Origin of the sequence: Virgibacillus sp. MG-45 (assembly GCF_036409425.1) — a bacterium.
Classification (GTDB): Bacteria; Bacillota; Bacilli; order Bacillales; family Amphibacillaceae; genus LDC-1.
Genome location: NZ_JAXOFU010000001.1, coordinates 294868 through 319254, shown reverse-complemented (window position 1 = coordinate 319254; position 24387 = coordinate 294868). Strand labels below are relative to the sequence as shown.

Annotated in this window: 25 protein-coding genes; 19 read left to right on the top strand and 6 right to left on the bottom strand. The window is 38.1% G+C overall.

Translation table 11 applies throughout. The annotated features are described in order from the left end of the window. Positions 1–52 precede the first annotated feature (52 nt). Positions 53–796, top strand: a complete 744-nt coding sequence (locus SPK86_RS01715; protein WP_284139487.1) for an ABC transporter ATP-binding protein — start codon at positions 53–55, stop codon at positions 794–796. Next, positions 789–2003, top strand: coding sequence for an ABC transporter permease (locus SPK86_RS01710; protein ID WP_284139486.1), 1215 nt, complete (start codon positions 789–791; stop codon positions 2001–2003). Before SPK86_RS01715 ends, SPK86_RS01710 begins: the two co-directional genes overlap by 8 nt. A 166-nt stretch (positions 2004–2169) precedes the next feature. Here SPK86_RS01710 and SPK86_RS01705 read toward each other — a convergent pair whose 3' ends face one another. Together SPK86_RS01705 and SPK86_RS01700 are read right to left on the bottom strand one after the other, a co-directional pair. Continuing rightward, positions 2170–3348 carry a M20 family metallopeptidase gene (locus SPK86_RS01705; RefSeq protein WP_330948552.1) on the bottom strand — a complete coding sequence of 393 codons (1179 nt, stop codon included), beginning with the start codon at positions 3346–3348 and terminating at the stop codon, positions 2170–2172. 169 nt (positions 3349–3517) lie between these two features. Next, positions 3518–3952, bottom strand: a complete 435-nt coding sequence (locus tag SPK86_RS01700; RefSeq protein WP_284139484.1) for a ferritin-like domain-containing protein — start codon at positions 3950–3952, stop codon at positions 3518–3520. A gap of 99 nt (positions 3953–4051) precedes the next feature. On the opposite strand from SPK86_RS01700, the gene SPK86_RS01695 reads away from it, so the two are divergent. The 7 genes from SPK86_RS01695 (at position 4052) to SPK86_RS01665 (ending at position 9497) form a co-directional block, all read left to right on the top strand. Then, a complete protein-coding gene (locus SPK86_RS01695; RefSeq protein WP_284139483.1) occupies positions 4052–4693 on the top strand; it encodes a phosphatase PAP2 family protein in 642 nt (213 codons plus the stop codon). 88 nt (positions 4694–4781) lie between these two features. Beyond that, positions 4782–6017 carry an MFS transporter gene (locus SPK86_RS01690; protein ID WP_284139482.1) on the top strand — a complete coding sequence of 412 codons (1236 nt, stop codon included), beginning with the start codon at positions 4782–4784 and terminating at the stop codon, positions 6015–6017. A gap of 13 nt (positions 6018–6030) precedes the next feature. Then, positions 6031–6786: a cell wall-active antibiotics response protein LiaF gene (gene liaF / locus SPK86_RS01685; protein WP_330948551.1), complete on the top strand. Its 756-nt coding sequence runs from the start codon at positions 6031–6033 to the stop codon at positions 6784–6786. Between the two features lie 12 nt (positions 6787–6798). After that, on the top strand, positions 6799–7836 hold the full coding sequence (locus SPK86_RS01680; protein ID WP_284139480.1) for a sensor histidine kinase: 1038 nt from the start codon (positions 6799–6801) through the stop codon (positions 7834–7836). A gap of 40 nt (positions 7837–7876) precedes the next feature. After that, entirely contained in the window at positions 7877–8515 is a 639-nt protein-coding gene (locus SPK86_RS01675) for a response regulator transcription factor (protein ID WP_330948550.1), read from the top strand. Between the two features lie 73 nt (positions 8516–8588). Further along, positions 8589–9002 (top strand): disulfide oxidoreductase, encoded by a 414-nt coding sequence (locus SPK86_RS01670; RefSeq protein WP_284139478.1) that lies wholly within the window; start codon positions 8589–8591, stop codon positions 9000–9002. 15 nt (positions 9003–9017) lie between these two features. Beyond that, positions 9018–9497, top strand: a complete 480-nt coding sequence (locus tag SPK86_RS01665) for a thioredoxin family protein (protein ID WP_330948549.1) — start codon at positions 9018–9020, stop codon at positions 9495–9497. Positions 9498–9718: 221 nt separating this feature from the next. On the opposite strand, the gene SPK86_RS01660 is transcribed toward SPK86_RS01665, so the two are convergent. Next, positions 9719–10204, bottom strand: a complete 486-nt coding sequence (locus SPK86_RS01660) for an antibiotic biosynthesis monooxygenase family protein (protein WP_284139476.1) — start codon at positions 10202–10204, stop codon at positions 9719–9721. 187 nt (positions 10205–10391) lie between these two features. Here SPK86_RS01660 and SPK86_RS01655 point away from each other — a divergent pair, with 187 nt between their 5' ends. From SPK86_RS01655 to hemY, 4 genes are all read left to right on the top strand, one after another. Next, complete coding sequence (locus tag SPK86_RS01655) at positions 10392–12566, top strand: transglycosylase domain-containing protein (protein WP_330948548.1); 2175 nt, start codon at positions 10392–10394, stop codon at positions 12564–12566. Positions 12567–12706: 140 nt separating this feature from the next. Then, on the top strand, positions 12707–13741 hold the full coding sequence (gene hemE, locus SPK86_RS01650; RefSeq protein WP_330948547.1) for a uroporphyrinogen decarboxylase: 1035 nt from the start codon (positions 12707–12709) through the stop codon (positions 13739–13741). Between the two features lie 31 nt (positions 13742–13772). Further along, positions 13773–14708, top strand: a complete 936-nt coding sequence (gene hemH / locus SPK86_RS01645; protein ID WP_330948546.1) for a ferrochelatase — start codon at positions 13773–13775, stop codon at positions 14706–14708. After that, positions 14708–16105, top strand: a complete 1398-nt coding sequence (hemY, locus tag SPK86_RS01640; protein ID WP_330948545.1) for a protoporphyrinogen oxidase — start codon at positions 14708–14710, stop codon at positions 16103–16105. The genes hemH and hemY overlap by 1 nt, the downstream gene beginning before the upstream one ends. 76 nt (positions 16106–16181) lie before the next feature. Here hemY and pepF read toward each other — a convergent pair whose 3' ends face one another. Together pepF and yhfH are read right to left on the bottom strand one after the other, a co-directional pair. Then, entirely contained in the window at positions 16182–17993 is a 1812-nt protein-coding gene (gene pepF / locus SPK86_RS01635) for an oligoendopeptidase F (RefSeq protein WP_330948544.1), read from the bottom strand. Positions 17994–18207: 214 nt separating this feature from the next. Further along, positions 18208–18333, bottom strand: a complete 126-nt coding sequence (gene yhfH / locus SPK86_RS01630) for a protein YhfH (RefSeq protein WP_443089746.1) — start codon at positions 18331–18333, stop codon at positions 18208–18210. A gap of 151 nt (positions 18334–18484) precedes the next feature. Here yhfH and SPK86_RS01625 point away from each other — a divergent pair, with 151 nt between their 5' ends. The 5 genes from SPK86_RS01625 (at position 18485) to SPK86_RS01605 (ending at position 23064) form a co-directional block, all read left to right on the top strand. Next, a complete protein-coding gene (locus SPK86_RS01625) occupies positions 18485–19216 on the top strand; it encodes an MBL fold metallo-hydrolase (protein WP_284139469.1) in 732 nt (243 codons plus the stop codon). Positions 19217–19340: 124 nt separating this feature from the next. Next, the gene (locus tag SPK86_RS01620) at positions 19341–20336 is read left to right on the top strand and encodes a lipoate--protein ligase (RefSeq protein WP_330948586.1); all 996 of its coding nucleotides are present in this window, start codon (positions 19341–19343) and stop codon (positions 20334–20336) included. A gap of 247 nt (positions 20337–20583) precedes the next feature. After that, on the top strand, positions 20584–22125 hold the full coding sequence (locus SPK86_RS01615; protein ID WP_330948543.1) for a fatty acid--CoA ligase family protein: 1542 nt from the start codon (positions 20584–20586) through the stop codon (positions 22123–22125). Positions 22126–22278: 153 nt separating this feature from the next. Continuing rightward, the gene (locus SPK86_RS01610; RefSeq protein ID WP_284139467.1) at positions 22279–22410 is read left to right on the top strand and encodes a hypothetical protein; all 132 of its coding nucleotides are present in this window, start codon (positions 22279–22281) and stop codon (positions 22408–22410) included. A gap of 132 nt (positions 22411–22542) precedes the next feature. Further along, entirely contained in the window at positions 22543–23064 is a 522-nt protein-coding gene (locus tag SPK86_RS01605) for a competence protein ComK (RefSeq protein ID WP_284139466.1), read from the top strand. Here the strand turns inward: SPK86_RS01605 and SPK86_RS01600 are convergent. Beyond that, positions 23012–23401 (bottom strand): hypothetical protein, encoded by a 390-nt coding sequence (locus SPK86_RS01600; protein ID WP_284139465.1) that lies wholly within the window; start codon positions 23399–23401, stop codon positions 23012–23014. The genes SPK86_RS01605 and SPK86_RS01600 overlap by 53 nt on opposite strands. Before the next feature lie 256 nt (positions 23402–23657). On the opposite strand from SPK86_RS01600, the gene SPK86_RS01595 reads away from it, so the two are divergent. After that, the gene (locus tag SPK86_RS01595) at positions 23658–24299 is read left to right on the top strand and encodes a TVP38/TMEM64 family protein (protein WP_284139464.1); all 642 of its coding nucleotides are present in this window, start codon (positions 23658–23660) and stop codon (positions 24297–24299) included. Positions 24300–24387 lie beyond the last annotated feature (88 nt).

Here is a 24387-nt window from a genome sequence, read left to right as displayed (position 1 = left end):
TTGATTAGTAATGATAAAATTTGATACAAGTGAATAGCTAGGGGGAAACAAAGTGGAACCATTATTACAAGTTGAAAACCTTGTTGGAGGTTATACACATAAAAACGTACTACATGGCATTTCATTTCAAGTGAATCCGAACGAGATTGTCGGATTAATTGGACTAAATGGTGCTGGAAAAAGTACAACAATCAAACATATTATTGGTCTGATGCAGGCGAAAAAAGGTACCATTTCTGTAAATGGGAAGACATTTCAAGAAAATGCCGCTAGTTACCGAAATCAAATAGCTTACATACCAGAAATGCCGATTCTCTATGATGAATTAACCTTACATGAGCACTTGAAATTAACAGCGATGGCGTATAATATCCCAGAGGATGTCTTTGAAAAACGATTACCACCACTGCTAAAAGAGTTTCGCTTGGAAAAAAAGCTTAATTGGTTTCCGGTTCATTTTTCCAAAGGAATGCGACAAAAGGTCATGATTATGTGTGCATTTTTAATTGAGCCACCACTTTATATTGTGGACGAGCCGTTTGTAGGATTAGATCCGCTTGGAATCCAGTCCTATTTGAAGCTAATGGATGATATGAAGCAAAAAGGATCTGGTGTGCTAATGTCTACGCATATTTTGGCAACAGCTGAACGTTATTGTGATCGCTTCGTCATCTTACACGATGGCGAAATTCGAGCTTATGGCACGTTACAAGAGTTAAGAGAACAATTTCAAATGCCTCAAGCAACGCTTGATGATTTATATGTACAATTGACAAAGGAAGATGGCAATGTTTGATTCACAAGCTTTTTTTAAACGACGTTTTTCCGCACATATGAAAGAAACGAGTCGTTATCTACGCTATATTTTTAATGGACATATTGCGGTTGCCATGTTATTTTTCATCTCAGCAGCGGCATATTATTATCAACAATGGCTTGCTGTGCTTCCAGAGGATTTTCCAGCGGCATGGATTATTGGTATCGCTTTTGGTTTGATTGCAAGCTATAGTCCAGTTCGCACATTGTTAAAAGAGCCAGATTTAGTATTTCTTATCGCGGCTGAGCATCGCATGGGACTATACTTCCGTAATGTGCTTCTGTATAGCTTTATTATTCAGCTTTACATTGTTTTGTTTGTAAGTGCTGCTTTAGGTCCGTTATATTTTGCAGCTTATCCGGAGCGAAGTGGCAGCATGTATTTAATGACGATTCTTGTTTTGTTAGTATTTAAAGGGTGGAATTTACTGGCAAACTGGTGGATGCTACGAATTCGAGATAAAAGCATTCGTACGATAGATACGATTACTCGCTTTATGTTGAATGGTGCCACCTTTTATTTTCTTATTATCGGAAATATGCCATTAGCTACGATTTCCACTGTTTTATTTGTTGCCGTGTTTTTATATGATTTATCCCTTGCTCGAAAGCAAGCTGGATTGGCATGGGATTTTCTCATTGAGAAAGAACAAAGTCGCATGCAAGCTTTTTATCGGCTTGCGAATATGTTTACAGATGTTCCGCATTTGAAAAATCGAGTTCGGAAGCGAAGTTGGCTCGTTCGTCTAATCGCAAATGTTCCTTTTGAAAAAGCTTCTACCTATGATTATTTATATCGGCTTACCTTTGTACGAAGTGGCGATTATTTAGGAATGTATATCCGATTAGTTGTTATTGGCGCGCTCATTATCTTTTATGTGCCTAATCTTTGGATGCAGGTGTTACTTGCATTATTATTTATTTATATGAGTAGCTTTCAAATGATGACATTATATCAGCATCATCGAACGATTATGTGGTTAGATCTTTACCCACTTGATCAAAGCGTTCGGCAACATGCATTAAAAAAGTGGATTTTGCTTTTAGCTACAGTCCAAACGGTTTTGTTTAGTCTCGCTTTTGTCCTCGTGCAAGCTTATGCTGGAAGTGTCATAATATTTGTTTCCGGAATGGCATTTAATTTTACCTTCATTCCTACTTATATAAGAAGAAAGCTGGCAGCATGAGCTGGAAAAATCACCGATAAAGAAAAAAGTCAGGCATATCGATGGATAGGGACTGCCCCCAAAGATAAGCATGGAAAATCGTATGGGGTCACTGTCCAATTTAGATAAACGTCCTGACTTCTTTCATTTTATTATATTCGAAAAGCATTGATTTTTAAGATGATTGCTATTCGCTTTTATACTGCTGATAAGAAAAGTATGCTTGAATTAATGCTTTGGCAGCAATCGGCATTGCGCGTTCATCAAAATCAAAGCGCGGGTGATGGTGAGGGTATTCGTTTCCTTCTTTTAATGCCCCTGTAAAAAAATATGCTCCTGGTCTTTCCATTAAATAATAGGCGAAATCTTCTCCACCCATGACCGGAATTACTTCTTCTATTTGATTAATCTCCGTTACTTCTTTTGCTGCTTTCATGACAAGTTCTGCCTCACTTGCATGGTTTGTTAGTGGGGGATAGCCTTTTTCATAATGAAAGATATAAGATGCTTCATGTGCAAGACAGGTACCTGAAACAATTTGCTCGATCATCACAATGATCTTTTCTTGTACTTCTTTTGTTAAATAGCGGACCGTTCCTACGAGCTTTGCTTTGTCTGCAATAATATTAAACGTATTCCCAGCTTCAAAAACACCAATCGTAACAACAGCAGTGTCCAACGGATCGATTTTTCTACTAACTATCTGTTGTAATTGAGTGACAAGCTGCGCGCCAATAACGACCGCATCCTTTGTTTCGTGTGGGTAACCACCATGTCCACCTTGTCCCTGAATCGTTATTTCAAATCGATCTGCTCCTGCCATGAGGATATTTTTAGCAGTTTGAAGGGTGCCTAGTGGGACAGTTGCCCATAGATGTGTACCAAAAACTGCATCTACCTCTTGCAGTGCTCCTGCGGCAATCATTGGCTTTGCTCCTCCTGGCGCATATTCCTCAGCATGCTGATGGAGAAATACGATCGTCCCAGGCAGCTGATCTTGAAACTTTTTCATAACCGTTGCTAATGTTAATAAAATCGCGGTGTGGCCATCATGTCCACATGCGTGCATCACACCTGGAACCGTTGATTTATAGGGAACGTCTTTTTCATCTTGAATGGGAAGTGCATCAAAGTCAGCTCTGAGCGCAATCGTCTTTCCAGGCTTTCCTCCTGTTAGCTTTGCAATAACTCCATTGCCACCTACCTTTGTTTCATAAGGTATTCCAAGCTGTTCGTAAAATTCAGCGATGTAGGCAGCTGTTTTGAATTCTTTAAAAGAAAGCTCAGGGTGTTGGTGTAAATATCTGCGGATGCTGACCATATCTGGAAAATCTTGATCAATAGCTTGATGGATAGCGTGTAGCATAAAATTCCTCCCCGTTGTTAAATTCTAATTATTATAGCATGGTTAAAACAATAAAGGGAGCAATTTTTAGAGTTGTATGAAGGTTGAAATAAAAGTAAAGGGGCTACGACAAAATACTACTGAATTGTCGCAGCCTCTTTAAATAAAGAATAAATAATTTATTTTTGATTTAAGAAAACCTAGGGTCTGCAAGTAAGCGTTCAATTTCTTCTTTATGATGGGTTTCATCTGAAATAAGGTCCTCTAGTTTCACAACTAGTTCTGTGTAGCCTAGCTTTTCTGCTTGTTTTTTCCGTGCCTCATAACGTTCAATTGTTGCAACCTCTGATTGAAGGGAAGCTTCTAGTAACTCTTTCACATCGGTAGGTTGAGGAACAGAAGCTGCCTTTGTCGTTGGTGTACCACCTAATGATTTGATTTTCTCGGATAAATAAAGCGCGTGCTCTAACTCATCCGTAATTTCGGCTTCAAAGAAAGGCTTCAGTGCCGACCGATACAATCCAGATACAACAGATGCACTGTACGTATATTGAATCGCTGCAGCATACTCATTCGATAGATCTTCATTTAATCCGTCAATTAAGTTCTTTAATTCTTTGTCCATAGTTTATTCCACCTTTACTTTATAGTTCTATATAACCATTCCCACTATTGTTTTTTTCAAACATGAAATAAGGTATAGTTGTAATGGAGGAGGAATGAGATGATGATTCGCAAGCGACAAATGATCTATATTTTACTTGGATTTTCTTTATTCATGGTTGGTATTTGGATTGTGAAAATTATCAATGGTGAACTACCATTACTTGATCAATGGTCACGCTCCTTTGTTGTTCAAATGGAGAATACGTCGATCTATACGTTTTTTCGTATTATGACTGAATTTGGATCAAGACCGTTTATTCTTCCATTTACAATCGGTGTTGCCCTCCTTTTAATGGGAGTGAATCGTGATTGGTTACCTTCTCTTGTTTTTGCAGGAGGAACATTGCTCAGCCACTTCCTTAATAATGTAATAAAATTCCTCGTACAGCGAGAAAGACCTACCATCCTAGTTGAAGCAAATGCTGAAGGATTCAGCTTTCCTTCTGGTCATGCAATGACTTCCATGGTATGTTATGGACTTCTTTCTTATTTTATTGTTAAAAAAATAAAATCAGCTAAAATTGCTTTTGGCGTACAATTCTTTTTTGCCTTACTTATTTTTCTAATTGGAATTAGCCGTTATGTGATTAATGTCCATTATTTAACAGATGTAGCGGCAGGCTTTTTATTTGGATTTTTATTGTTCTACGGGCTCATTCAACTATATGAATATGTAAATCGACTTCGATCTCCGTCTTAAGGCGGAGAAAAAAGCCTTCTAAGGATGGTTTTGCGATGGTGGACCTCACTGTATGATAAAGGTAGTTAATGAAAAAGGAGTGTCTACCATGACTGCAATAAAGGAGAATGCAAAGGAAAATAAACACGTTTTATTTCGAAATAGAAATTTTTCACTATTATTTATTGGCGGACTTTTATCTTCACCTGGTTATTATGTCTATTTAATTGGGGTGGAGTGGCTCATGCTAACGTTGAATGATAATCGGTTTTACTTTGGCATGTTGTTTTTTGCAGCTTCGATTCCTAGGCTGTTGTTTTTGACAGTTGGTGGAATCATTGCCGATCGATTTAATCAACGAACAGTGCTGTTTCTTTCGGATCTTTCAAGAGCAATCCTAATTGCAGTACTGTTAGCATTTATTTGGTTAGACACTGTGACAGCTATACACTTAATTGTTTTAGCGGCCTTGTTTGGGATTTCAGATGCATTTAGCTACCCAGCGCTAAATTCGTTAACCCCGAGAATTTTAGAAAAAGAGCAGCTACAACGTGGAAATTCCTTTATTCAAATGACAATGCAAATAAGTCCCATTTTAGGACCTGCAATTGGAGGAAGTTTAATTGCACTGTTAGGATTTAAAGGCGTATTTTCTGTAGCATTCGTCATGCTTTTACTCGCCTCAATGTCTGTACTAGCTATCCGAGTGAAAAAAGAAGAAAAAGAAGAAGCACAGGCGTCTCCGTGGCAGGATTTAAAAGCAGGCTTTCAATACGCAAGAAAAAATGAATTGGTTATTGCCATCGTTACAATGGCCTTTTTCTTAAACTTTTTCTTTGCAGGACCACTTTCTATTGGCCTTCCTGTTATTGTAAAGGATGTTTTTGAAGGAAGTGCTGTTAGTCTGGCGATTGTCGAAATTTCAATGGGGATTGGAGCAATGATTGGAGCAATCTTGCTAGCAGCAATCACCTTGAAACAGCCAGGGAAAGCGATGGTTGGTAGTTTAATTGTTTTAGGCGTTTTATTTACAGCTACGGGGATTTCTACGGGTCTGATATGGACAGCAGCAATTGTACTATTGATGTCGATTGCTACCCAAATAGTGAATATCCCTTTAATTACAATGCTTCAACAAACAACAGATAAAAAGATGCTTGGTAGGATGATGAGCTTTTTAATGACGGTCTCTACTGGGCTTGTACCGGTATCCTATGTTTGTACATCGTTTCTACTCGCTTTAGGATTAAGTATTCAACTCATTATTATCGTTAGTGGAATTATTGTAACGATATTGGCACTCTATATGTTAAAAAACAAAAAAATTATCTCATTCACATCCTGAGAGGAGGAGCGACATGCGGAAAGGGTTCTTTCGTTATTTGATAGCTTTGATATTAATCATTGCAGGAATAATGCTTGTTTTAGAGAATATCGGTATCACAACATTTAATATGAAGCAGATATGGCTGTATTTATATCCAATACTTTTCATCCTATTTGGAATAAAGTGGATGTTTGAAAGCATTGTATATAAAGGTGGAAGTATGATTGGTGGATCCTTTCTCTTCATATTCGGTACGTTACTTTTTTTAGACCGTTTTGGAGTTATTGAATTTATTTTTAAAGATGTTTTCAAGCTTTGGCCATTATTAATTGTTTATTTTGGCTTTCTGTTTATAAAAGGAAAAAATAATCCACATTTCTATATTGGAACGAACAAAAGTGAAAATGAAGACAAATATGAAAAATACACTTCTTTTTCATTTGGAGACTATGAATTTAATAAACCAAATTGGAAGGCGGAACCGATGGCATTAAAATCAATGGCTGGAGATTTTTATTTAGACTTTTCCAAAGCATTTATTCCAGAAAAAAAGATTCCGATTAATATCCGTGCACTTGCAGGGGATATCCATATTTTGATTCCAGAAAACGTTGAATTTCGAGTGGTTGCTGATGTAAAAGCAGGAGATATTGATGTTGTCGGAAATCAAGTTGATGGAATAAACCGATCACTTGTATTTGAAACGACCCATTATGAAGGTGCGACACAAAAATTAGAATTCACCCTAAAGCTGAAGGCTGGGTCCATTCGCGTTGATTATGTGTAGGGGGAAATGGATATGATTAAACGACTTAATAGTATACGTTATAGCTATATTCGTTCTCATTTATATGGATTATTTTTAATTACAGTTACCTTGTTATCGGTGCTGCTAACCATATACGTTTTAATTGAACCTTCTTGGTTGAATAAAACCAGTATCTTTGTGTTTATTGCTGTTTTAATCTTACTCGGTCTGTTCCTATCTTTTTACGTTGGCTTTCTATCAAGTGGTAATATGAAAGCACGACTAGATTCTATTTCCGTTTTAATAACCCAGTTTGCAAACGGAAACTACCAATCAAGCATTCATTTTAATGAGGATGATGAGATAACAAGAATTGGGAATGAATTAAACGAGCTTGGTATGAAATTGCAAAATCAAGTAAAGTCTTTACAGCGAATGGCAGATGAAAAATCAGAATTTGCAAAGTCAGCACACAAAACGGCTGTCATTGAAGAAAGACAAAGGCTGGCACGTGATTTGCACGATGCAGTTAGTCAACAGCTCTTCGCGTTAACAATGATGTCTGAAGCAGCGGTTAAACAATTTGATAAACGTCCCGAATTAGCAAAAAATCAAATGGAAGAAGTAGCAGCTACTGCTCTGCAGGCACAAACGGAAATGCGTGCATTATTGCTTCATTTACGCCCAGTTCATTTGTCAGGCGATCCATTAGATATAGGTGTTCACAAGCTAATTGATGAATTAAAGCGAAAATGTCAAATCGCTTTTTACGTTTCGATTGAGGAAAATCTAATGTTAAATCCAACGACAGAGGAACATGTATTTCGCATCATACAGGAATCGTTATCCAATATTCTTCGTCATGCACAGGCAGCGAATGTAAAAATAGACGTAGCCAAGCGTTCGAATGAATTGTTTATTCATATTCGAGACGATGGAAAAGGCTTTGATATTCGTTTGGATGCGGATAAAAAAACGTCGTATGGATTGAAAACAATGCGGGAACGAAGTGAAGAACTAGGAGGAACTTTTGTAGTTAAATCGAATATTGATGAAGGAACCTATATAGATATTCGAATTCCATGTTAAAGAGGAGTAAGTGTACACGAAAGCAGGGGAGGAAAAGCACATGATTCGAGTAATGGTTGTTGATGATCACGAGGTAGTTAGAAAAGGGATTATTGCATACTTATCTCTAGATGAGGAAATTGATGTGATAGGACAGGCGACAAGCGGGGAAGAAGGGGCAGCATTAATTTTACGGGAAAAGCCTGATGTCGTATTGATGGATTTAATTATGGACAATGGAACAGGAATTGATGCGACAAAGAAAGTAATAGAATCCTTCCCAGAGTGCAAAATAATTATTTTAACGAGCTATTATGATGCCGAACAGGTTTTTCCAGCTCTTGAAGCAGGTGCGTTTAGCTACATATTAAAAACTTCCTCAGCTGATGAAATTGTCACTGCAATTAAAAAGGCTGCAAATGGAGAAAATGTTATCGAGCCTAAGGTGGCAAGTAAGATGATGACGAGCTTTCGTGCAGAAAAGAAAAAACTTCATGACGCGCTAACAGACCGGGAAATGGAAGTGCTTTTATGTATCGGCAATGGGATGACAAATCAAGAAATTAGCGAACAGCTTTATATTGGAATAAAAACGGTGAAAACGCATGTAAGTAATATTCTTTCGAAGCTAGAGGTACATGATCGAACGCAGGCAGCCGTATATGTACATCGAAATCGTTTGCTTGAAAAAGAGGAATAGTTTCCTCTTTTTTGTTTTTTTTGCAATCGGCTTGTATAATTTAAATGAGAAAAAAAGGTAAGGGGAAAAGTGGATGATTTCAAAACAGAAGGAAAACCTGCTTTTAATTATGTGGATAACAGCATTGTTAGCGACAACAGGTAGCTTGTACTTCTCTGAAATTGCTGGTTTTATTCCGTGTGAGCTATGCTGGGTTCAGCGTGTTTTTATGTATCCATTAGTCATTATTTATGGTGTTGCATTGTGGAAGAAAAAGCAGATTATCGCTTTGCCAGGTATACTGCTAAGTGGACTAGGGCTACTCATTTCAATCTATCATTACTTGATACAAAAATTACCAGCATTACAAGAAGCAAGTGATTCATGTGGCTTGATTCCATGTAATGTGCAATACGTGAATTATTTAGGATTTATAACGATTCCCTTTTTAGCGGGAACTGCATTCTTGATTATTTTCATTACCCATATTTTACTTAAGAAGAACTAGAAGGAGGCACTATTTATGCAAAAGAAAATGCTCATGATTGTTGGAGTTATTGTTATCTTGTTTGCAGCACTATACTTTGTTAATGATTATAAAACAAATAAGACGATGGACGACAATGAAAATCCTTACGGGAAGGAAGGTCTGGATCAGGCAACTGTAAATCAATTGGACGACCCTAACTACCAGAATCAGATTACACCAGATGCGCTAAAAGAGAAGCTGGATAATAAAGAGGATGTGACAGTTTATTTTTATAGTCCAACATGTAGCTATTGTCAAAATACGACTCCTGTCCTTGTTCCATTAGCAGAGGAAATGAATGTCGATATAAAAAAGATGAACTTATTAGAATTTAAGACATTGTGGGATTTGTACGAAATAGAAGGAGTTCCCACACTTGTCCATTATGAAAACGGAAAAGAAGTTGCGAGAATAAGCAGTGAGCAACCCGAAGAATCATTTCGAGCATTCCTAACCGAAAATATCATAGAGTAGAATCAAAAGTGTAGGTGCCTGCACTGCGACGAACGGACTGGAACGAGCCGTCGGAGATAAAGGAAACACGAAGAACGAAGAGAAGCGATGTTGACTTATCGTACAGAGGAGAGTGAAGTACGCAAGTCGCAAGGCACAGAAACTAGTCGGATCAAAAGTGTAGGTGCCTGCACTGCGACGAACGGACTGGAACGATCAAAGAATGAGGTGGAGACAAAGCCTCATTCTTCTTTTATCATATGATAGTTTGTCAGGAAGGGGCGATCAGCAAAATAGGCTGGCTTCCTTCCTTGATGCGCTTCTTGAAATTGCTCAGAGTTCTTCCAATTTTCAAAGTCATTTTCAGAAGCCCACTGAGTTAACACGACATACGTATTTCCTTTAACGGGCTTTAAGAGTCGAAAGGCTTGAAATCCTGGGAAAGCGATTATATCATGTTGCCGCTTTTTAAAACGATTCTCAAAAACGGGCTGTCCGTCCTCTGTCACAGGTATATTGTTCATTACAATATACCCTTTTTCGTTTAGCGTTCCTACTGAAAGTAAGATGTCGTAGGCTCTCCCAGCGGCAAATAGTTGTTTGTTGTCTGCTTCATAGTACGCTAACGTACTTGAATCATTACGCATGAAATAAAGGTGAAAATGCGGATGGTTATCTTGTAGCTTTTTAAGAAAGTGATAGGTTCCATTTGTCATAAAAGCTTTCATTTTGATCCCCTCCTCTTCTTATCATCATACCCTAATTTTACTAACATTAGTATACATTGTAACCTGCAATAAGCATTCACTTTCAATTTTATAATTATTATTATTTGATAAACCCTATTGCTTTATGGATGTTGAAATTTGTCGTATAATAACAGATGGTGATCTGAAATTGTCCAGAGGTGAATGGATGAAAAAGTGGTTTGAAAGCATAAAAAAACTTATAAAGAATACGCCTGCAAAAGTAAAAATTCCGATTGCGCTCCTTAGCATGATCATTATCCTTAGTTTAGCTGGATACCTTTTTATTTTATTCGGCGGTAAGCTTGTGGTAGACGAAGAAGCAATGATTCAAGATGCGGTAACGACAATAGAATCAGAAGATGGCGAGATAATCGGCAAGCTTTATGAAGAAAATCGAATACCAATCCATATCGAAACGCTCCCTGATCATGTAAAAAAAGCATTTATTGCGATCGAAGACCGTCGTTTCTATGAGCATGCAGGTGTCGATATGAAATCAGTAGCTCGCGCTGTCTACAGAGATATACTTGCTGGGAGTAAGGTAGAAGGGGCGAGTACGATTACACAACAACTCGCTAAAAACGTATTTTTACACCATGATAAAACGTGGATGCGTAAAACAAAAGAAGTAATGGCGGCGATTTATTTAGAGCGTCATTTGTCGAAAGAACATATTTTAGAATTATATATAAATCAGATTTATTTCGGTCATGGTGTGTATGGTATTGAAGCAGCTTCACAGAAATTTTTTTCAAAAACAGCTAAAGAACTAGAAATTAGCGAAGCGGCGTTAATAGCTGGACTCGCTAAAGCACCAAATGGGTATTCTCCGATCAACCATCCGGATAAGGCGTTAAAAAGAAGAAATATCGTATTGCGGGCAATGGAAGATATGGAGATGCTTTCAACGGAAGACCGTCTCAAGGAACAAGGAAAAACGCTCGGCTTAAAAGTTCAATCTACGAAAGAAAAACCGTGGATGGCTAGCTATATCGACATAGTGACGAAGGAAGCTGCTGCATCCTATAAGCTATCCATCAACGAGCTTCGCCGCGGGGGATATCGAATTATAGTAAATGTGGACGATAGCCTACAACAAATTGCTTATAAGCGTATGCAGGAAGGGGATTATTTCCCAGGCAATAGCAAAGGGGTTGAAGGTGCTTTTGTCATGACAGAAGCTGAGACGGGAAGCATTGTTGCTGCAATAGGTGGAAGGAACTATCAAGCTGGAGATCTCAATCGACTATTCGTTAAACGGCAGCCAGGTTCTACCTTAAAGCCAATTGCTGTTTATGGACCTGCAATGATGCGTGGGGAATATGGTCCTTATTCTTTGTTAACCGACCAAAAGATGGAAATTGAAGATTATGCTGTCCGTAATAGTGATGGGAAATATGAAGGTATTGTATCGATGTATAACGCGATAAAAGACTCTAAAAACATTGCAGCGGTATGGCTTTTAAATCAAATTGGTATTCCGTATAGTAAAGATTACTTGGAAAAAATGAATATTTCTATTCCTGATGAAGGCTTAGCAATTGCGCTTGGAGGCTTGCGTGATGGAGTAACCCCATTACAAATGGTAGAGGCGTATGGTACATTTGCAAGCAATGGAACCTTTGTTCAAGCAAAAGCAATCGATCAGATTTATGATAAGAACAATACATTAGTTAAACGAACTGATGTAAAGAAAAAGAAGGTGTTTTCTCCACAGGTTGCTTGGAATATGACGAGAATGCTTGAAGCGGTGGTTCAGAATGGCACAGGTCAAAGCGGTTCCTATCATAAGGCATTAGCAGGAAAAACTGGATCAACAGGGCATCCGTTAGCAAAAGGAAAAACAAAGGATGCATGGTTTGTCGGCTATACCCCCGAGTACGTGACAGCGCTTTGGATGGGCTATGATCAATCCGATGAGCATCACTATTTAACTGGTGGTAGTTCGTTTCCGACTATATTAACGAAAGCGATGCTGACAGAAATGGATAAGACCCACCCGCAGAAAGCTGCATTTGCACAACCAGCAGATGTGGAGGAGGTAGAAGATCCCATTATACTTCCGGAAATAAAACACGTTAAAGCGGAGCATGTTTTTGGAGGATTCGCTTTATTAAAAGCAAAGCTTACTTGGGAAGGATCTGAGGACGAAAGGGTCATTTACCGTATATATAGAAAGCAAGAAGGAATCGATAAAAAGGTTGGCGAAGTAGAAGGGAAGCATATGTTCACATTAACTGGATTATCTGCTTGGAAAAAGAACGCGTATTATGTCGTTCCATATGATCCATTAACAAAACTTGAAGGAGCCCATTCTCAAACGGTTGAACTAGCTTTATGATTTGACAAATTCATGACAAAAAACAGCGTTTACTATACACATATGGTTTGAATAGCTATAGTTAATAATTAGGTAAAGAAAAATACGCTTTTAATCTTTTGATAGAAGCTAAATAAAGCGTTAAAAAAAGGGTGGATGGCATGTCAAGGAAGATAAACGATACAATTATTAGAGCGTACAAAGGGGAAAAAACTGATTATACACCAGCATGGTTTATGCGCCAGGCTGGACGGTCTCAAAAGGAATATCGTGAGCTTAAAAAGAAGTATTCCTTATTTGAAATTACACATCAACCAGAGCTTTGTGCTTATGTAACACGACTACCAGTTGAACATTATAATGTAGATGCAGCTATCTTATACAAGGATATTATGTCTCCGTTACCAGCCTTAGGTGTTGACGTAGAAATTAAATCTGGAATTGGTCCAGTCATTCATAATCCAATCAGTAGTTTAGAGGATATAGAAAAATTAGGGACAATCAATCCGAAAGCAGATGTTCCCTATGTACTAGAAACCATTCGAATCTTAACGAATGAACAATTGAATGTGCCATTAATAGGGTTTAGTGGTGCTCCGTTTACATTAGCTAGCTATATGATTGAAGGCGGACCATCAAAAAATTATGCGAAAACAAAAGCGTTTATGTACAAAAATCCAGAAGCGTGGTTTGCGCTAATGGATAAGTTAGCAGATATGGTAATTACATATGTGGAAGCACAAGTTGAAGCAGGAGCGAAGGCAATTCAAATATTTGATTCTTGGGTTGGTGCTTTGAATGCAAGTGATTATCGAAGCTATATAAAACCTGTTATGACACGCATTTTTGCGGAGCTACAAAAGCAAGATGTACCATTAATCATGTTTGGCATCGGTGCGAGTCACTTATTACTAGAATGGAATGATTTGTCGGTAGATGTCATTGGATTAGATTGGCGTACTTCTATCGAAGAAGCCCGGGCATTAGGTGTGACAAAGGTGCTGCAAGGGAACTTAGATCCGGCAATTTTACTTTCTGATTGGGAAACAATTGAGAGTCGAACAAAGAAAATCTTGGATCAGTCGATCAAGGATGGCCATCATGTATTTAATTTAGGACATGGTGTAACACCTGATATTGATCCAAGGACATTGAAGAAGCTTACCGATCTAGTGCATGCATATTCTGCTAGATAACTTTAAAAACGAGAGAGTAGAGGTGTAGAAAATGGAAAAAAAGAAAATGGGATTACTTGTCATGGCTTATGGAACGCCATATAAAGAAGAAGACATAGAACCATATTACACACATATTCGTCACGGAAGAAAGCCATCCGAAGAAGCGTTGCAAGATTTGAAAGATCGCTACAAGGCAATTGGGGGGATTTCTCCATTAGCGCGAATCACGGAAAATCAAGCAAGTGCATTAGAAGCGGAATTAAATGCGATACAGGATACGTATGAATTTACCGTATATATTGGATTAAAGCATATCCACCCATTTATCGAAGATACCGTAGAAAGAATGGCTCATGATGGTGTAAAAGAAGCTGTTTCAATTGTGCTTGCACCACATTATTCTACGTTTAGTGTGAAAAGCTATAATACACGTGCGAAGGAAGAAGCAGAAAAGCATGGCATTACATTGCAATCTGTAGAAAGCTGGTATGCTGCTACTGGATTCATTCAATATTGGGCAGATAACATTCAGAAGCAATACGCGAAAATGACGGAAGCAGAACAGGAAAAAGCGGTGCTCATCGTTTCTGCACATAGCTTGCCTGAGAAAATTTTGCAATATGGAGACCCATATCCAGAGCAGCTAAAAGAAACAGCCAAATTAATTGCAGAAAAAGCAGACATTAAACACTATGAAATTGGCTGGCAAAGTGAAGGAAATACACCTGATCCATGGCTTGGACCAGACGTACAGGATTTAACACGGGAATTGTATGAACAAAAAGGGTACGAGTCCTTTGTTTATGCGCCAGTTGGTTTCGTCGCTGATCACTTGGAAGTACTATACGATAATGATTATGAATGTAAGGTTGTTTGTGATGAAATAGGTGCAAATTATTATCGCCCGGAAATGCCCAATGTAAAGCCCGAATTCATCGCTACATTAGCGAATGTTGTGTTAGATAAAGTAAGAAGTGAAGCATAATGGAGAAGAAAAAAATCTTAATCACTGGTGGCGGTATTACAGGATTAACGGCAGCTTTTTATTTGCAGCAAGAAATTCAGGAAAAGCAGCTTCCATATGAAGTGAAATTAGTGGAAGCTAGTAATCGTCTTGGTGGTAAAGTGAAAACAACTCGGAAGGACGGCTTTATCATTGAACAAGGTCCCGACTCTTTTTTAGAACGTAAAACACCTGCAGTAAAGCTAGTAAAGGCATTAGGAATGGAAGAAGAGCTTGTTCGTAATGGTACAGGGCAATCCTATATATTAGTGAATGGAAAGCTTCATAAAATGCCAAGTGGTGCATTTATGGGGGTGCCTACCCAAGTAAAGCCGTTCTTGTTTTCCGGTATTTTCTCACCAATTGGGAAGCTTCGAGCCGGTATGGATTTTTTACTTCCAAAAGGTAAGGAAGTGGAGGATCAATCTTTGGGTGGATTTTTTCGTCATCGGTTTGGTGATGAACTGGTCGAAAACTTAATTGAGCCATTGCTGTCGGGAATTTATGCTGGAGATATTGATGAAATGAGTTTGATGGCAACTTTTCCAAACTTTTACCATTTAGAGCAAAAGCATCGTAGCTTGATTCGTGGCTTGCAGAAAACGATGCCAAAGCCGACAAAACCAAAAGGAAAAAAACCTGGCATGTTTTTATCGTTAAAAAACGGTTTAGAATCGATTGTGGAGCAGTTAGAAAAGCAGTTAGATCAAGTAGATATTATACAAGGGGTAGCTGTTAACCATATCGAGAAAAAAGAACAAGGCTATGACGTCTTATTAAGTGATGGTGAGGTATACAACGCAGATGCAATCATTATGACAACTCCTCATCACACCTTGCCTACTATTTTTAGTCAATATGATTTCTTTCAAGCATTTCATGAAATGCCAGCAACGTCTGTTGCAAATGTTGCAATCGCATTTGATCAATCTGCCATTACCCAAGATATTGATGGCACAGGGTTTGTTGTTTCAAGAAACAGTGATTTTCGAATTACTGCATGTACGTGGACACATAAGAAATGGCCAAATTCAACCCCAGAAGGAAAGGCGTTAGTGCGTTGCTATGTCGGTCGTCCGAATGATCCAGAAGCAGTGGATCTTTCTGATGAGGAAATGGTGGAAATCGTGTTGAATGATTTACGTAAAACGATGAACATCCAAAAAGCTCCAGAGTTTTATGTTGTAACACGGTGGAAAAATGCAATGCCACAATATAACGTGGGGCATTTAGCACGGATATCCGAGATACGAAATCAAGCGAAAAAACAGCTGCCAGGCGTGTTTTTAACAGGAAGCTCGTATGAAGGAATTGGCTTACCAGATTGTATGGAGCAAGGAGAAGAAGCAGTAAAGGCTGTATTAGGTTTTCTAGAATAATCCTTTTATATTTTCAAAAAAAGAAGTCAGGCAGTTCATCAACCATCGATGATCTGCCTGACTTCTTTTTAAATGGTTAGTAGCTTTCTTCTAATTGGTCAATCAGGGAGCCAACATATGCGACTGCTTCTTGAATCGGAGCAGGCTTTGACATATCAACGCCTGCTTTTTTAATTAAGTCAAACGGCTTCATTGTACCACCAGCTTTTAATACTTGAAGCCAACGATCTACGGCAGGCTGTCCTTCTTGCTGGATTTGTTTGGCAACATTTGTAGAAACGGTTAGTCCAGCAGAGTACGTATATGGATATAAGCCCATGTAGTAGTGAGGCTGTCGCATCCATGTAAGACCAGCTCCGGCATCTAATGTAACACTGTCTCCCCAGAATGCTTGCAGTGTATCGTATTTTTGCGTAGAAAGAACATCAGCAGTTAACGGTGTGCCAGCTTCCGCAAGCTGGTAGACACGACGCTGAAATTCAGCTTCTAGTAAATGGGTAACAAAGTTATGGTAATACGTACCTAATAGCTGTGTGATGACCCAACGCTTCATCTGCTTATCCTCTGTTTTTGCAAGTAAATGATTTGCTAATAATAGCTCATTTAAGGTAGAAGGAGCTTCGACAAAGTAAGTAGATGGGCGTGTATTACTTAGAGATTGGTTTTTCCCTGCAAGATAGAAATGACCTGCGTGTCCGAGCTCATGAGCAAGGACGAAAGCACCTCGCATTGTATCGGTCCATGTGATAAGAATATACGGATGAACGCCATACGGGCTTGAACAAAAAGCACCAGTAGCTTTTCCAATATTATCGCAATAATCAACCCAGCGTTCGCTAAGGCCTTTATGAATCATGTCACTATATTCCGTCCCCATTACTGCTAATGCTTCTTTAATCGTTGTCGTAGCTTCCTGATACGTTGTTTTAGGATTAAAAGCTGGATCTAGTGGTGCTTTTAAATCACAGTAATGCATGTCATCAAGCTCGAGCTTTTCCTTTTTTAATTTCGCATATCGACGCATATGTGGTGCAAGTTCCTTTAGAATCACATCTAGCTGCTGCTCATACATTTCTTTTGATACTTGCTGTGAATGCAACAACATGTCTGTAACGGAAGGATAGTTTCGCAATTTAGCTAGGGTTACCTGCTTTGATACCTCTGTTGCATAAGTTGCTGCAAAGGTGTGCTTATAGCTATTCAATGTTTTGGTAAAAGATTGATAAGCAGCACGGCGAATGTGCGTGTTTGCTTCAAATTCATAGCGATCCTCGTAAAGTGCTGCGGACATCGGTAACGTTTTTCCATCGGTAGATTTAATCGCGTCAAATTCCATGTCAGCAGATTTGCTTCTTCCATAAATCATATATGGTGCATCATGCACCTGACTTAAAGCTGCGAGGGTTTCTTCTATCTCTGGACTTAGGGTGTGCGGTTTTTTTTCAAGTGTATCTAGCAGTGTCTTTTGGAAGAGCTTTAGCTTTGGTTCTTCTTGTAAATATTGGATTATTTTTTGCTCTGAAAGAGTAAGAAGCTCAGCCTCTACAAACGAAAGCGCTGCACTGATTTGAGCCATTGCTGTAGCAACTTTTGCGGAATCACGTTGATTATTTGCATCACTACCGTCTGCACTAGCTCGTAAACTTGCATATGTAGCAACGCGAATCAAGCGTTCTTGATAATTCTCTAGCGCCTGGAGACAGCTTAACAAGGCTTGTGCATTTTTTGTTACGTTTTCTTTATACGCGGTGATTGATGTAACCTCTTCCTGAATCGCTTTTAATTCCTGCTCCCATGCTTCATGAGAAGGAAATAAGTCTGATAAATCCCATGTTTGTGCTTGTGCTACTTCCTTTCGATTCTTTCTTTTTGAAGCTAAATCGCTCATATCTATTCTCCTCTCCAAAATTAAAAATATTTCGTTACTCTAAATATTATCATATGTTAAAGGTTGTGAATATTGTTTTTTTCATCTATAGCTTTTAAAAGGGAGAGGGTGTTTAATGATAGTCTTAATAAAAAAACAGCTATTTTAGAATAGCTGTTTCATAACAGATAGATAGTATACATGGTATGATTTAGATATAGGGGAATGATACAGGCTAGCGAGCTGGGTGGTCGCATTCACAACAAATATTTCCATAGCAGTCAGCTTGTTCATGCATCTCATTACCGCATTGTTGACACTTTTTCTTTGGGAGATTCCTGAAAAATTCAATAACGTTCATCATGTTACACGCCTCCTTATTCGTAAGATTGTATCATAACAATAAACTTTATGTTTTTCTGTATTATAACAAATGTTAATTGTATTGTATTATAACAATATGCGATGTGTCAATACTGTGTTACAACAAATTTTAAAAAAGGAATGATTAGATGAAATTAACCGTTGTCGGCCATTGGGGTGGCTATCCTGCAAAAAACAATGCAACGTCCTGTTATTTATTAGAAAAAGATTCATTTAGTTTATTAATCGATGTAGGTAGTGGAGCATTATCTTGTCTACAGGATTATAAAGAAATCATGGAGATTGATGCAGTGCTCCTCTCCCATTATCATCAGGATCATATAGCAGATATTGGTGTGCTACAATATGCATGGCTCGTAAATTCCTATTTAACAGAAGATAAGCGTGTACTTCCAATCTATGGTCATAGGGAGGATGCTGCGGCGTTTTCCGTTTTGACACACGAATGCACAAAAGGAATTGCATATGATCCTACCCGTGTTTTAGAAATTGGTCCATTTTCAATAACTTTTTTACAGACGGTTCACCCAGTCCCATGTTATGGAATGCGAATATCAGATGGCGAGAGAACAATTGTTTATACAGCAGATACAAGCTATCAGAAGGAATGGATTCCGTTTTCAAAAGGAGCAGACTTATTAATTACCGATTGTAATTTCTATGCGGAACAGGATGGATCCAAAGCTGGCCATATGAACAGTAAAGAAGGAGCAATGATTGCACAAGCGTCTGGTGTACATGAGCTTTTACTCAGTCATCTGCCACAGTATGGTGAACAAACGCAGCTCGCGCAAGAAGCGAAGCGTGATTATAATGGTAGAGTGCATCTCGCCTGTAAAGGCTTTACTTGGCAAAAGTAGGATGTAGAATTGGTTTCGCATAAAAGTATGGTATATTTTGTATGGAGAAAATGAGAATTCTTTGATTGCGTCGCTACTTTCTATTAAACTGAATAAAGAAGAGAAAAGATAAGGGGGTAAAATGATGAAGTTTATTGATAACAAGGGGATTACAGACCCTACAATCAATCTTGCATTAGAGGAATATGTACTTCAAAATTTTGGTGAAAAGGATACATATCTTTTATTTTATATTAATGAACCGTCGATTATTGTTGGGAGAAATCAAAATACGGTTGAGGAAATTAATACCGAATATGTAGACAGCAATGGGATAAAGGTTGTCCGTCGTTTATCAGGTGGTGGAGCGGTATATCATGATGAAGGAAATCTTAATTTTAGCTTTATAACAAAAGACGATGGTGAAAGCTTTCATAACTTCGAAAAGTTTACAAAGCCAGTTGTTGAAGCATTAAACAAATTAGGCGTTCCAGCAGAATTAAAAGGCCGCAATGATCTCGTAGCAGATGGAAGAAAAATATCTGGAAATGCCCAATTCTCTACAAAGGGGCGCATGTTTAGTCACGGAACATTAATGTTTGATTCAGAAATTGAACATGTGGTGGCTGCCTTGAACGTAAATAAAGTAAAAATCGAATCAAAGGGGATTAAATCAATTCGTAGCCGTGTTACGAATATTTCTGAATTCCTTGATGAAAAAATTACAATGGACGAATTTAAGGCACTTATCTTGCGTTCGATTTTTGATGTAGCAGATGTAGCGGATGTTCCTCGTTATGAATTAACAGAGAACGATTGGGAAAATGTTCGACAAATAGCAGAAGAACGCTATCGTAATTGGGATTGGAATTACGGTAAGTCACCGACATTTAACATTCAGGAGTCCCACAAATTTGATGCTGGTCTTGTAGATGTTCGTTTGGATGTTTCAAAAGGAAAGATAAAAAATTGCAAAATTTATGGCGACTTTTTTGGGGTAGGAGATGTACGTGTAATTGAAGAGAAGCTACAAGGGGTTCGTCATGAGCGAAAAGCGATTGAAGAAGCTTTAGAGGGAATAGATATTCCGCACTATTTAGGAAGGATTACAAAAGAACAATTTATCCAATTAATTTACTAATCATTTACGTAAAAACCGGAGGACTGCCTTCGGTTTTTTTGCTATATGTAAGCAGGAAAGTAATTACGTCACAATTTTGGTAGCGGTTTCACTTGAATTGCAGCAGCCGCTATTTTATAATTTAAATTAGATTAATATTCACAATTTATAGAAGAAGGGGTTGGGATCAAGAAGGATATGTGCGTCTAAATAATGAATGACTATTCATTCATTATTGATTGAGGATTTGAACAAAGGGGGAGAAAAAATGAATTTAAGTCTACAGCTGGAGCGTACCGCGCATAGTATGCCAACGAAGTCTGCTTTCATTTTTCAATCGCAACAAACAAGTTACCAGGAATTAAACGGTGCGGTAACAAAGCTAGCTTCACAACTCGAAGCATTAGGCTGTAAAAAAGGGGATCATATCGCACTTATAACTGGAAATAGCCCTCATTTCATTATCGGGCTATATGCAGCATTGCGGATAGGGGCGGTCGTAGTACCTATAAATCCAATGTATACGATTCCTGAAATGCTGTATATTTTGAAAAATGGTCATGTAAAGACTGTTATTATGCTGGATGTACTTATTCCAAAGTTCGTTGAAATGGAAAAAGATCTTCCAGCTATTACGAACTATATTGCATGTGAATCTGGAAAGATGGGACAGTTTGATAGCAACCTATTATCAGGAAAAATAAAATCGTTTGCAACACTTGTTTCGAACGGCAATTTGGACTACAAGCCACCTATTATTAATGAAGGGGATACAGCGCTCATTTTATATACTTCGGGAACGACTGGACATCCAAAGGGCGCAATGCTTTCTCATAAAAATCTCTATTCCAATGCAAAGGATGTTGCTGATTATTTACAAATGAATGAAGATGATCGAGTGGTTGCAGCATTACCAATGTTCCATGTGTTCTGTCTGACGGTTTCATTAAATGCACCATTGATGAATGGTGGAACAGTATTAATCGTACCGAAATTTTCACCGCATGCTGTATTTGAATTAACAAAAACGTATGAGGCAACAATATTTGCTGGTGTACCAACAATGTATAATTACTTATTACAGGCAGGTATACCAGACCACAAGGCTGATTTTTCTTCTGTACGACTTTGTATTTCAGGCGGTGCATCGATGCCTGTAGCCTTGTTGAAGAACTTTGAAAAGACATTTGGTGTAATTATTTCAGAAGGATATGGTTTATCAGAAGCGTCACCAGTAACGTGCTTTAATCCGTTAGATCGACCTCGCAAGCCTGGCTCTATTGGTACAAGCATAAAAAATGTAGAAAACAAAGTAGTCGATGAATTTGGCGAAGTGCTGCCACCTGGTGAAGTTGGCGAGCTTATTGTTCGAGGGCCGAATGTGATGAAGGAGTATTACCAAATGCCCGAAGAAACTGCAGTGACACTGAAGGACGGGTGGCTATATACGGGTGATATGGCTAGAATGGATGATGAAGGTTATTTTTATATTGTTGATCGAAAAAAAGATATGATACTTGTTGGTGGATATAATGTATATCCACGTGAAGTTGAAGAGGTGTTGTATGCGCATCCGCTTGTTGCAGAAACCGCAGTCATCGGTGTGCCTGATCCTGAAGCAGGAGAAGCGGTTGTTAGCTTTGTCGTTGCGAAGGATGCTTCTCTGACAGAAGAAATGTTAAGGGATTTTTGTAAAGAGCAACTCGCACCGTATAAAATCCCTTCAAAATTTGAATTCATAGAAGAATTACCAAAGAATACAACAGGAAAAATCATGCGCCGAAGCTTGCGCGATCATGTAAAGCAATAAGGATTCACTATAATAACGATTAATAATTCCTATTCCTGATATGTGGGTAGGAATTATTTTTATTCCAGTTATAAATTGTCTGTACCTTGCGCTAATTAGGAATAAATGGAAGGAATTTAAGCCATACTAAAAAAAAGTGAAAGGACGGATTGAATGAAAAAGCAGGAAGAACAATTGGAATTATCAACCTTTACAGTACTTAATCCGCATTTTTATCCAGAACTGGAAGTACATGCTGTAACAGAAAGCAAAATGGAAGATGAGCAAGAAGGGAAAACTGAATAGTTAGTGATATTTAATTTCCATATACATCATTTTTTGTGAAAATTGTAATTTTATGTATACTTTTATAAAAATATCTGATAAATTAGAATATAAGCCTCTTTCGATTCATTTGATATGGAAAGGATGAATGTTATGTTGGATGATCTTTATACCTCATCTCATGAGGTGACTCCTGTTACATTGGCCATCATTGCTGGGGAAGAAGCAAATGAGAATGCAAGGGCAATCATCCTAGAAGAAAAAAAGGAATACCCTGTAAGTATTCCTCCAAGCAGGATTATTGATCAAGCCTGTAAATTCTACGGATCTAGTCTTAGAGGTAGGCAAGAAGGGACAAAAGAGATCTGTGGAATCACCCACAAGGCGCCCATCTCCATTGATCCGACAAGCGGCATGTATTTTTTCCCCACGAATTCACCCACGAATCCGAAATGCTCCTGGATTGCTCATTCACACATAGATCAAGTCAACCGATCCAAAAATCAATGTACGGAAATCGTTTTTAAAAATGGTCGAAGTATCGTACTAGATGTTTCTTTTGGATCGATGCTCAATCAGGTGCAACGAACAGCGCAATTCCGTTATTTATTGGATAACCGTATCAAGTATTTGCAAAAGCATATGATTGATCTGGTTGCAGAGCCTTACGCATAAGCTCCAGTATTATCGTTTCTACTTTTTTCTGAATGGTTGGATTAAAGTAGTTGCGTTTTTCCTCTCGTCCATTGCAAAGAAAGAGATAGGAGGAAAACGTGTTGTTTTTCTCCAAAGGAATTACTTGTAGCTTATGCTTCTGCATTTGTTTCCTTAATCGTTTTCGCTCATTTAATGCTTTTGAAGCCATTCTTTTCAACAGTTCCACATATGGTGCTTTTATTTTAAAGGCTCCCGTTTGGATCAGATGAATATCCTGTTGAATAACGATAATGGCCATCGAAAGAAAAAGAAACTTCGTTGCAATGTTTACTTCTTCTTCTGTAAGATAGCGCAAAGCAAATCCCTCCAATAAGAGAACGTTTGTTCTAGTATATGCGTTTGCAAAGAAAAAATATACAAAAAAATATTGGAAATGAAGTCGAAAGAGGCAATTGATATATTTTAACTTTGCAGATTGCATCGTTTCTATTAAAATAAAAGGGTATCGGAAAATACTGCTAATGTGCTCGAAGCATAATGCGACTCTTTTATCACACATTATCGCTGGTATGGATTAAAGGTTCTTTTAATGGATGAGGAGATTATACGTCATGTATTTACATAACATCTTGACTGATTGGAAAATAATGGCTGAAAATGATACGTTAGATGAATATATTATGCAATTGCTAGAGGATTATAGTAATCTTGGGCCATTACCAGGTATATTACTGCCTTTTATTGAGGCTTTTCTTCCCTTTCTACCACTGTTTGTATTTGTATTCGCCAATGCTGCAGCATATGGTTTGCTGAAGGGTTTTTTACTTTCATGGGCTGGTTCTAGTCTAGGTGCAATTGTTGTATTTCTCATAATTCGTCAATTACAAGATAAACGAATTATGGTTGCGATACGCAAAAATAAGCAAGTAAAAAAAGTGACGAATTGGCTTGACCGTCATGGGTTTGGTCCGTTGTTTTTATTGCTTTGTTTTCCTTTTTCACCGTCGTCTGTCATTAATGTTGTAGCTGGCTTATCAAGGATTAGTCTACAGCAATTTATTTTGGCAGTCTTATTAGGCAAATCCGTGATGATTTTTTCAATTGCTTATGTCGGATCAAGTATCGTCTCTTTTGCCAAAAATCCAGTGAAAACAATTGTAGTAGGCGTTTGCATTGTTTTATTTTGGGTACTTGGGAAGTATTTAGAAAATCGATTGCAAAAAAAGGCCGCACAGAAAGATGCTGAAGAGTAGCAATCAATGGTATAGAAAGAATGCAGATCAACGTACAATGGTGTCTACATACAAATGAAAATAACTATAATAAAGCTTCTGTCTCTGA

Coding starts and splice junctions, on each gene's coding strand:
- SPK86_RS01710 (WP_284139486.1), top strand. CDS start 789: ATGTTTGATTCACAAGCTTTTTTTAAACGACGTTTTTCCGCACATATG.
- SPK86_RS01705 (WP_330948552.1), bottom strand. CDS start 3,348: ATGCTACACGCTATCCATCAAGCTATTGATCAAGATTTTCCAGATATG.
- SPK86_RS01700 (WP_284139484.1), bottom strand. CDS start 3,952: ATGGACAAAGAATTAAAGAACTTAATTGACGGATTAAATGAAGATCTA.
- SPK86_RS01695 (WP_284139483.1), top strand. CDS start 4,052: ATGATGATTCGCAAGCGACAAATGATCTATATTTTACTTGGATTTTCT.
- SPK86_RS01690 (WP_284139482.1), top strand. CDS start 4,782: ATGACTGCAATAAAGGAGAATGCAAAGGAAAATAAACACGTTTTATTT.
- liaF (WP_330948551.1), top strand. CDS start 6,031: ATGCGGAAAGGGTTCTTTCGTTATTTGATAGCTTTGATATTAATCATT.
- SPK86_RS01680 (WP_284139480.1), top strand. CDS start 6,799: ATGATTAAACGACTTAATAGTATACGTTATAGCTATATTCGTTCTCAT.
- SPK86_RS01675 (WP_330948550.1), top strand. CDS start 7,877: ATGATTCGAGTAATGGTTGTTGATGATCACGAGGTAGTTAGAAAAGGG.
- SPK86_RS01670 (WP_284139478.1), top strand. CDS start 8,589: ATGATTTCAAAACAGAAGGAAAACCTGCTTTTAATTATGTGGATAACA.
- SPK86_RS01665 (WP_330948549.1), top strand. CDS start 9,018: ATGCAAAAGAAAATGCTCATGATTGTTGGAGTTATTGTTATCTTGTTT.
- SPK86_RS01660 (WP_284139476.1), bottom strand. CDS start 10,204: ATGAAAGCTTTTATGACAAATGGAACCTATCACTTTCTTAAAAAGCTA.
- SPK86_RS01655 (WP_330948548.1), top strand. CDS start 10,392: ATGAAAAAGTGGTTTGAAAGCATAAAAAAACTTATAAAGAATACGCCT.
- hemE (WP_330948547.1), top strand. CDS start 12,707: ATGTCAAGGAAGATAAACGATACAATTATTAGAGCGTACAAAGGGGAA.
- hemH (WP_330948546.1), top strand. CDS start 13,773: ATGGAAAAAAAGAAAATGGGATTACTTGTCATGGCTTATGGAACGCCA.
- hemY (WP_330948545.1), top strand. CDS start 14,708: ATGGAGAAGAAAAAAATCTTAATCACTGGTGGCGGTATTACAGGATTA.
- pepF (WP_330948544.1), bottom strand. CDS start 17,993: ATGAGCGATTTAGCTTCAAAAAGAAAGAATCGAAAGGAAGTAGCACAA.
- yhfH (WP_443089746.1), bottom strand. CDS start 18,333: ATGAACGTTATTGAATTTTTCAGGAATCTCCCAAAGAAAAAGTGTCAA.
- SPK86_RS01625 (WP_284139469.1), top strand. CDS start 18,485: ATGAAATTAACCGTTGTCGGCCATTGGGGTGGCTATCCTGCAAAAAAC.
- SPK86_RS01620 (WP_330948586.1), top strand. CDS start 19,341: ATGAAGTTTATTGATAACAAGGGGATTACAGACCCTACAATCAATCTT.
- SPK86_RS01615 (WP_330948543.1), top strand. CDS start 20,584: ATGAATTTAAGTCTACAGCTGGAGCGTACCGCGCATAGTATGCCAACG.
- SPK86_RS01610 (WP_284139467.1), top strand. CDS start 22,279: ATGAAAAAGCAGGAAGAACAATTGGAATTATCAACCTTTACAGTACTT.
- SPK86_RS01605 (WP_284139466.1), top strand. CDS start 22,543: ATGTTGGATGATCTTTATACCTCATCTCATGAGGTGACTCCTGTTACA.
- SPK86_RS01595 (WP_284139464.1), top strand. CDS start 23,658: ATGTATTTACATAACATCTTGACTGATTGGAAAATAATGGCTGAAAAT.